The 7,908-nt window shown below is 39.4% G+C and carries 6 protein-coding genes and 1 pseudogene; 2 read left to right on the top strand and 5 right to left on the bottom strand.

Annotated features, from left to right (window positions below; genetic code table 11):
• From V5N63_RS04575 to lptB, 3 genes and pseudogenes are all read right to left on the bottom strand, one after another.
• Positions 1-518 (bottom strand): hypothetical protein (locus V5N63_RS04575; protein ID WP_332032992.1); only part of this gene is annotated, 518 nt, incomplete at its 3' end.
• Between the two features lie 62 nt (positions 519-580).
• Positions 581-2,308 carry an ABC transporter ATP-binding protein gene (locus tag V5N63_RS04570; RefSeq protein ID WP_332032993.1) on the bottom strand — a complete coding sequence of 576 codons (1,728 nt, stop codon included), beginning with the start codon at positions 2,306-2,308 and terminating at the stop codon, positions 581-583.
• A 466-nt stretch (positions 2,309-2,774) separates the two neighbouring features.
• Positions 2,775-3,500, bottom strand: a pseudogene (gene lptB / locus V5N63_RS04565) (LPS export ABC transporter ATP-binding protein); the annotation flags it as partial.
• A 119-nt stretch (positions 3,501-3,619) separates the two neighbouring features.
• Here lptB and V5N63_RS04560 point away from each other — a divergent pair.
• Positions 3,620-4,114, top strand: coding sequence for an RNA polymerase sigma factor (locus tag V5N63_RS04560; RefSeq protein WP_088467891.1), 495 nt, complete (start codon positions 3,620-3,622; stop codon positions 4,112-4,114).
• Entirely contained in the window at positions 4,107-4,781 is a 675-nt protein-coding gene (locus tag V5N63_RS04555) for a beta-carotene 15,15'-monooxygenase (protein WP_332032991.1), read from the top strand. Before V5N63_RS04560 ends, V5N63_RS04555 begins: the two co-directional genes overlap by 8 nt.
• A 47-nt stretch (positions 4,782-4,828) precedes the next feature.
• Here the strand turns inward: V5N63_RS04555 and rpoN are convergent, their stop codons facing one another.
• Both rpoN and asnS read right to left on the bottom strand, forming a co-directional pair.
• Positions 4,829-6,307 carry an RNA polymerase factor sigma-54 gene (rpoN, locus tag V5N63_RS04550; RefSeq protein ID WP_332032990.1) on the bottom strand — a complete coding sequence of 493 codons (1,479 nt, stop codon included), beginning with the start codon at positions 6,305-6,307 and terminating at the stop codon, positions 4,829-4,831.
• 59 nt (positions 6,308-6,366) lie between these two features.
• Entirely contained in the window at positions 6,367-7,812 is a 1,446-nt protein-coding gene (gene asnS, locus V5N63_RS04545; RefSeq protein ID WP_332032989.1) for an asparagine--tRNA ligase, read from the bottom strand.
• Positions 7,813-7,908 lie beyond the last annotated feature (96 nt).

Genomic DNA, 7,908 nt, shown 5'->3' with positions numbered 1-7,908 from the left:
GTACTGGCATTGGGGAAGCGTTTTACTTTGTAGTATTCAATGCTTTTATCATTTTTAATGTCATCCAGAAAACTCAGATCAAAAGTATTTGCGGGTAGAAATTTCTCAAAAAAAGTAACTTTTTCTACAATCGAAGCGCCATCAACTTTCTGAAAATCTTTATTTGATTGCGCTTCATTGGTTGTGGATTGAGACACGAGGGTATTCAGCAATAAATCTTTATCGTTGGTTTTATATTTAAAGACATAAAACGGAGTTCCGTTCGGAAACGCGACTTTTTTTCCTACTTCATTTTCAAGAACCAAATTATTCTGGTGCGGAAAGACAGAACTGAAAGTTACAGCCTCAGCGTTAACGAGTTTTGTAAGCTGCTCATTCACAGTTTCCTGAACCAGTTCATTTGTTTTTTGCTGTGCTTTTTCCTTCGCAGAAGTTACAGTTTGTGTCACGGTTTCCTCGATTTTATTACAGGAAGTTATGGTGAATGCTGCAAGCATTATGATGGCTATTCTTTTCATAGGATAAGTTTTAGCTAAATATTTATTTTTATTATTAATGGCTAAAGATCGTCCATTTTTTTTTAATTTTCTCTGTATGAACTCAACAGTTTGTCGAGATTAAGACTTCTTGCAGAAGCATCAAAAATTTCCCGGTAAATCCCGTGCATACTGATCAGTTCGTCGTGGGTGCCGCTTTCTACCACTTCACCTTTTTTCATGACGTAAATTTTATCTGAATCCAAAATCTGAGAAAGCGAATGCGAAATAATAATTACCGTTCTACCTTCTTTTATGGCATCCAGGGAGTTTTTGATCTGTTCGGTAGCAATTGCATCCAGGCTTGCGGTAGGTTCATCCAGAAAAATGATGGGCGGATCTTTCAGAAAAAGTCTCGCGATGGCAATTCTTTGCTGCTGTCCGCCGGAAAGTTGCGTTGCATCGTGAAGATACTTTTCCGGAAGATCCATAATCTGGTCGTGAAGATACGCTTTCTTCGCAGCATTTTGAATTTCCTCAAAACTGGCATTCATATTTCCGTAGCGGATATTATCTTCGATACTTCCCTGGAAAATATGATTTTTCTGCAATACCAAACCGATATCATCTCTCAATGCAGTATTTTCAAACTCATTAAGATTCACGTTATCGAGTAAAATTTCTCCGGAATCAGGAAGGTAAAATTTACAAAGAAGATTAATTACCGTAGATTTTCCGGCACCGCTTAAACCAACCAGTGCGGTAGTTTTTCCGTTTTCAATGAGCATTGAAACATTTTTAAGGGCTTTGGTACCGTTCGGATAAGAAAAATCAACATTTTTGAGTTCGAAAGAACCTTTTATATTTTCTTTAATGAAATTTCCGCTCGGTTCGGTTTCTTCATCTGCATTCAGTATATCAAAAAATCCTTCAGCGTAAATCATCGCGTCATTCATGTCGTCATAAATCCTGTGAAGCTGGCGGATTGGCGCTGATACATTGTTGAAAAGCAGGATATGAAGCATAATCGCACCAATCGTCATCTGCTGATCGAGCACAAGAAAAACGGTCAACAGAATGATTAACACCACACCGAACTGTTCGATAAAAGTCTTTAAGCCGTCGTAAATAAAATTTGTTCTACGCGTAAACAGCTGACTTTCCATGAGCTGCATCTGAAGATCGTACTGTTTTTTGCCTTCAAATTTTTCGCGCACGAAACTTTTAATCACCATAATCGAACTGATGAGATTTAAAAGTCCCGAAGTTTTCTGTTCTCTCTGGTTTCTTAAAGTTCTTCTAACGCCCGATAATTTTTTTGCCTGTAACGAGCTTACATAAAAATAAATAGGAACAACAATGGTGGAAACTAGACCGACATACACATTCTGCATGTACATGATGATGAGGGCAATAATAGCATTCGAAAAAAGCGGTAAAATATCGATGAAAAAATTCTGAACAAGTTTGGTTAAACTCTCTATTCCGCGGTCGATACGGATCTGAAGCTTGCCCGACTCGTGGTTTTCGTCATTAAAATAGGCGACTTTATAAAGAAGAATTTTATCAATCACCGATTGCGCTAACACAGAACTTGTGCTGATGCGTATTTTTTCGCCGTAAAATTTCTGCCCAAACTGAATGAAGATATTCAGAAGTTCTTTACCCAATAAAATCGCGGAAATAATGACCAAAATATGAATCCCTTCTTCCATTGGATAAGGAAGTTTGGTGAGTTCGGTTACCTCATCAACCGTATATTTCAAAACCAGCGGATTTACCTGCGCCATCAACGCACCCAAAAAGGTAAGAAAAAGCGTCCCGTAAATCATCAACCTGTAAGGTTTTATGAACGGAATAAGTTGTTTGTAAATGTGATAAAGCGTGATGCTTCGCTTGAATGGTTGCGCCATAATGATTAACCTACGAACGCCTCAAAATACAAAAAACGTGCGAAAACTGCTACCCTTCGTAAGCGTAGGTCGTTAAATAATGCAATTCGCGTTTGCTAAGCGCTTTGGCGTCGGTTTCTGCCTGGTCTTTTCGGTAGGTTTCGCCGATATGCTTTTTCTGAAAAAGAAATGCATTATTCGCGTTTTTATCTACAACTTCATTAAAGATATATTCAATTTCCGAATTTGAAAGTGAAGCAAAGCTGATGTCTTCAAAACCGTACATCAAACGCAGATTGTCGACACCCTGAAAGTTTTCATCCACAAAATCCTGGAACTGCTGCTTGGAATCGAAATTTCCGGCCCAAATATTATAGACGAAAGATTTTTTCTTCGGCTTGTTGAGAATATCCTGATACACAAAATTTTCGCCAAGATACGCTTCCCGTACCATAGGATCATTAGCCAAATCATGCGGAAGACCTTCTTTGAGAATACGGCCTTCAAACATAATGTAGGTTTTATGAGTAATGGCTAAAGTCTGCTGAACATTGTGATCGGTAATTAAAATCCCGATATTTTTATCAACAAGACTGCGCACAATTTTCTGAATATCTTCAACCGCAATAGGGTCAACTCCGGCAAAAGGTTCATCCAAAAGAATAAAATCGGGGCTTGTCGCGAGACATCTTGCGATTTCGGTACGTCGTCTTTCACCACCGGAAAGCAAATCTCCGCGGTTTTTGCGGACATGTTGGAGAGAAAATTCCTCGATCAGCTCGTCACATTTAATCTGCTGTTCGCGTTTCGAAAGTTTGGTAAGCTGAAGAACACCCAAAATATTATCTTCAACAGAAAGTTTACGGAAAACCGACGCTTCCTGAGCCAGATAGCCAATTCCCTTTTGCGCGCGGCGGTACATTGCGTCATTGGTAATTTCTTTGTCATCGAGAAAAATTTTCCCGGAGGTGGGCTTCACCAAACCTACAATCATATAAAAAGAGGTGGTTTTTCCGGCACCATTGGGACCGAGAAGCCCGACGATTTCGCCCTGTGCAACTTCCACTGAAACACCTTTTACGACTTTTTTGGGGCCGTACTCTTTAATTAAATTTTCTCCGCGTAAAATCATGGAACAAATATATAATTTTTGAATGAGAGTTACAGAATACGGTAGGTGATGTTGAATGGGTAAGGAATATAAATTTCAGGTGAAAAAATGTTATATTCGCTACTTCAAACTGAACAAAATTGAGCGCCAAGGAACAGGAATTTTCGAAACTGATTAAAGATAATCAAGGCTTGATTATTAAGGTTTCCCGGCTTTATACCAATTCGCTGGAAGACGAGCAGGATCTTTTCCAGGAAATTGTGTTACAACTCTGGCGTTCTTACGACTCATTCAAAGGACAATCGAAAATATCGACGTGGATGTACCGCGTTGCGCTGAATACAGCCATTACGCTTTTCAGAAAAAAAACCAAGTCACCACAAACCGATGAACTGATGGATTTTCACCACAGTGGATATATGGAAGATGATGACGAAAAGCAACAGCAGGTTTCGCTTCTTTATAAAGTGGTAAAGATGCTTCCGCAGGTGGAACGGGCAATTGTAATGATGTATCTGGATGATTTGCCTTACCGTGATATTTCTGAAAACCTTGGGATTACCGAGGTAAATGCGCGTGTGAAAATGAACCGACTGAAGAAAACGTTAAAAGAGTTAATGGAAAAACATGCCTGAATTTGATTTAGACAGCTTCAAAAAAACCTGGCAGGAGCAGAAGGTAAAGCCAAAATATAACAGCACCGAAATCGAGGCGATGCTCAATAAATCGTCGCGGAATTACGTGAAATATATCCTGTGGATAAGCATTGCAGAATTCCTCATCATTCTGGGCGTGAACATTTACTACTCCTTCCTTGGCGATGACTCCAACAGTTTCATCAAAATACTGGAGAAACTTGGCGTGCAGAATTCTACCGATTTACAGACCAGTTTTGGGAATCTTTATTTAGTGCTGAAAATTATCAGTTTAATTATTACCGCTTTCTTTGTGGTTTGTTTTTACCGAAATTACCGTAAAATCAATATAGAATCTAACCTTAAAAAACTGATTCTGCAAATCATCAGATTCAAGAAAACAGTAAACCTGTTCATCTTAGCCAATATTTTGCTTTTAATTGTTTTCACGGGGGTTTTAACGGTTTTCACCTTTACGGTTTTATCACAGCAGAACATTCATCTCACGCATCCAACTTTAATAGGATTTGTGGTGGGAATTATTGTAATGACGATATTAAGCATCGTACTGATCTGGATTTACTACCGCGTCGTTTACGGAATTATCCTTAAAAGATTAGGGAAAAATTTGGGTGAACTACAGAAAATAGATTCACAACAGGAATAAAAAAAAGGTCAGTTTTCAGTAACTGACCTTTTTGCTTATCATTTAAATTACAATTCTTTTCTTAGCCTTGCAACCGGAATATTCAGCTGTTCGCGGTATTTTGCAATGGTTCGTCTTGCGATGTTGTATCCTTTTTCTTTCAGTAATCCTACAAGAGCATCGTCGGTTAACGGTTTGCGCTTATTTTCGTTATTGATGACTTCCTGAAGATGATTTTTAATCTCCTTGGTGGAAACTTCTTCGCCGTCATCATTGGTAAGCGAATCGGAGAACAGGCTTTTCAGGTAAACAATTCCGTTTGGTGTGTCGGCATATTTGCTTTTTACCACCCGTGAAATGGTTGAAATATCGAAACCTGTAATATCTGCCACATCCTTCAGGATCATCGGTTTCAGGGATTTTTCGTCACCGGTAATGAAGTAGTTTTTCTGCAGTTTTACAATTGCCGTAATCGTTTGCAACAACGTATTCTGCCTTTGGTTAATCGCATCGATATACCATTTTGCAGCATCGAGTTTCTGCTTAATGAAAAGCGCTGCCTGCTTGTGATCCGGCGAGTTTTTATCGTGAGAATAAGTCGTAAGAATGTCTTTGTACTCATCGGAAACGCGAAGTGTAGGCGCATTTTTGCTGTTGAGTAAAGGAATAACTTCCGATTGGCCGTTTTTCCCTTCTTTGATCTGAATCACAAAATCCGGAATAATTTCCTGATTGATGGTGATGGTTTGCGTATCGAAATTTCCGCCTACTTTCGGAGAAAGTTTAGAAATTACTTCCAGGGCATCCTTCAGATCCTCTTCTTCGATATCGTATTTCTGAATAATTTTGTTGTAATGCTTATTGGTAAGCGCATCGAACTGATTTCTAAGAATATTTCCGGCGAGGCTTACGGCTTTGTCGGCACTTACTTTCTTTTCGATCTGCAAAAGCAAACATTCCTGAAGGCTTCTTGCGCCAACTCCCGGCGGATCGAGTTTCTGAACATAATTCTCTAAAATATCCTCTACTTTTTCTTTGGTCGTGTAAACTCCCTGCGAAAAAGCCAGATCATCAACCAATTGTTTGCTTTCTCTTCGCAAATAACCGTCGTTATCCAGATTTCCGATGATGTATTCGGCGATTTTAAGATCGTCGCCTTCAATTGAAATCAGACGAATCTGCTCCAGTAGATAGTCGTAAAGTGACTGACCTTCCGTTAAAAGCGATTCATTATCAAAATCTTCGTCGTCTGCCGAATAATTGTTTGATGCTGTTTTATAAGCAGGTTCATCATCAAAGATATATTCATTTACATCAAAATCGGTAGTGATGCTGTCGGTTCCTTCCTCTTCAAAACCTTCGTCCAGAGAGGCATAATCTTCTTCTTTGGATTCTTCCTGAACTTTTTCGAGTGCAGGGTTTTCCTCAAGCTCACGCTCGAGTTCTTCTTCAAATTCCAGGGTGTGAAGCTGGATCAACTTCATCAGCTGGATTTGTTGTGGAGCAAGTTTTTGCCCGAGTCTAAGTTGTAGGTTTTGTTTTAACATTCTTGATTTGGTCTTACAAAAATTTAATTTCTGTGTGTATATTTTTTTCTGCGAGTGGGTTAAAACTCAGCATTGTGTGGTGTTCTTGGGAACGGAATTACGTCTCTAATGTTCGTCATTCCCGTCACGAAAAGAACGAGTCTTTCTAAACCAAGCCCGAATCCTGCATGAGGAACCGAACCGAATTTTCTGGTATCCAGATACCACCAGAGCTCGTGTTCATCAACATTCATGGCTTTCATTTTGGCCGTAAGCACATCGAATTTATCTTCTCTCTGCGAACCGCCAATAATTTCGCCGATTCCCGGGAAAAGTACATCCATTGCAGCCACTGTTTTGCCGTCTTCGTTCAGTTTCATGTAGAAAGCCTTGATTTCCTTCGGATAATCAAATAGAACAACCGGACTGTCGAAATGTTTTTCAACCAGATATCTTTCGTGCTCACTCTGCAAATCAGCGCCCCATTCTTCGATCGGGAACTGGAATTTGCCTTTTTTGTTTTCTTTTGAATTCTTCAGGATATCAATCGCTTCGGTATAAGAAACCCTTTTGAATCTTTTCTTTATAACGTTTTCAAGTTTTTCAATTAAACCTTCCGCAGCTCTGTCTTTTTCAGGTTTCTGCTTTTGTTCTTCGGCAAATCTTTTGTCTAAAAACTCCAGATCATCTTTGCAGTTTTCTAAGACATAACCGATGACGTATTTTAAGAAATCTTCTGCCAGATCAATATTGTCTTCCAGATTATTGAAGGCAACTTCAGGCTCCACCATCCAGAATTCTGCGAGGTGACGTGTGGTATTCGAGTTTTCTGCACGGAAGGTAGGTCCGAAAGTATAAACGCGTCCCAATCCCATCATAGCAGTTTCAACATTCAGCTGTCCGGAAACGGTAAGGTTGGTTTTTTTACCAAAGAAATCCTGTTCATAATCGATATCACCATTTTCATCTCTCGGGATGTTATTGATATCAAAATTTGTAACGCTGAACATTTCGCCTGCTCCTTCTGCATCGGCACCGGTAATAATCGGCGTATTCATGTAAAAGAACTGGTTCTGGTGAAAGAACTGGTGAATCGCAAAACTTACCGCACTTCTTACTCTGAAAACAGACCCGAAAAGATTCGTGCGGAAACGCAGATGCGCCTGCTCACGCAGCAATTCGAGGGAGTGTTTTTTAGGCTGAAGAATGGTTCGGTCTCTTTCTTCGGTAAAATTATCTCCAAGAATCTGAATTTTCTTTGCAATAATCTCGATGCTTTGTCCGGCTCCTTGGCTTTCAACCACTTCACCTACAATCTTCAGCGACGATGCAGTGCTGATATTTTTGATGGTATTATCATCAAAATTCTCGAAATCTACAACAACCTGTAAGTTGTTGATCGTTGAACCATCGTTCAAAGCGATGAAACGGTTGGAGCGAAACGCCCGAACCCAACCCTGAACAGTAATATCGTGATGTAAAAGTTTCTTATAATCTAAAAGTAATTCATTAATCGTGGTTCTCATTGCTGATCTTCGTTTTTTTAATGATCTCGCGAAGCATTTTCTCCGCAGATATCTTATCAATAGTTACAAATGTAATAAAATTTGGCGTAATTTTTG

This window comes from Kaistella sp. (assembly GCF_032060305.1).
GTDB lineage: Bacteria > Bacteroidota > Bacteroidia > Flavobacteriales > Weeksellaceae > Kaistella > Kaistella yananensis.
Note: the sequence above shows the minus strand (reverse complement) of the source record. Positions and strands in the feature narration are given on the sequence as shown.

Excerpts from the sequence above, each read along its gene's own strand:
- V5N63_RS04570 (WP_332032993.1), bottom strand. The coding sequence starts at position 2,308 with ATGATTTACGGGACGCTTTTTCTTACCTTTTTGGGTGCGTTGATGGCG.
- V5N63_RS04555 (WP_332032991.1), top strand. The coding sequence starts at position 4,107 with ATGCCTGAATTTGATTTAGACAGCTTCAAAAAAACCTGGCAGGAGCAG.
- rpoN (WP_332032990.1), bottom strand. The coding sequence starts at position 6,307 with ATGTTAAAACAAAACCTACAACTTAGACTCGGGCAAAAACTTGCTCCA.
- asnS (WP_332032989.1), bottom strand. The coding sequence starts at position 7,812 with ATGAGAACCACGATTAATGAATTACTTTTAGATTATAAGAAACTTTTA.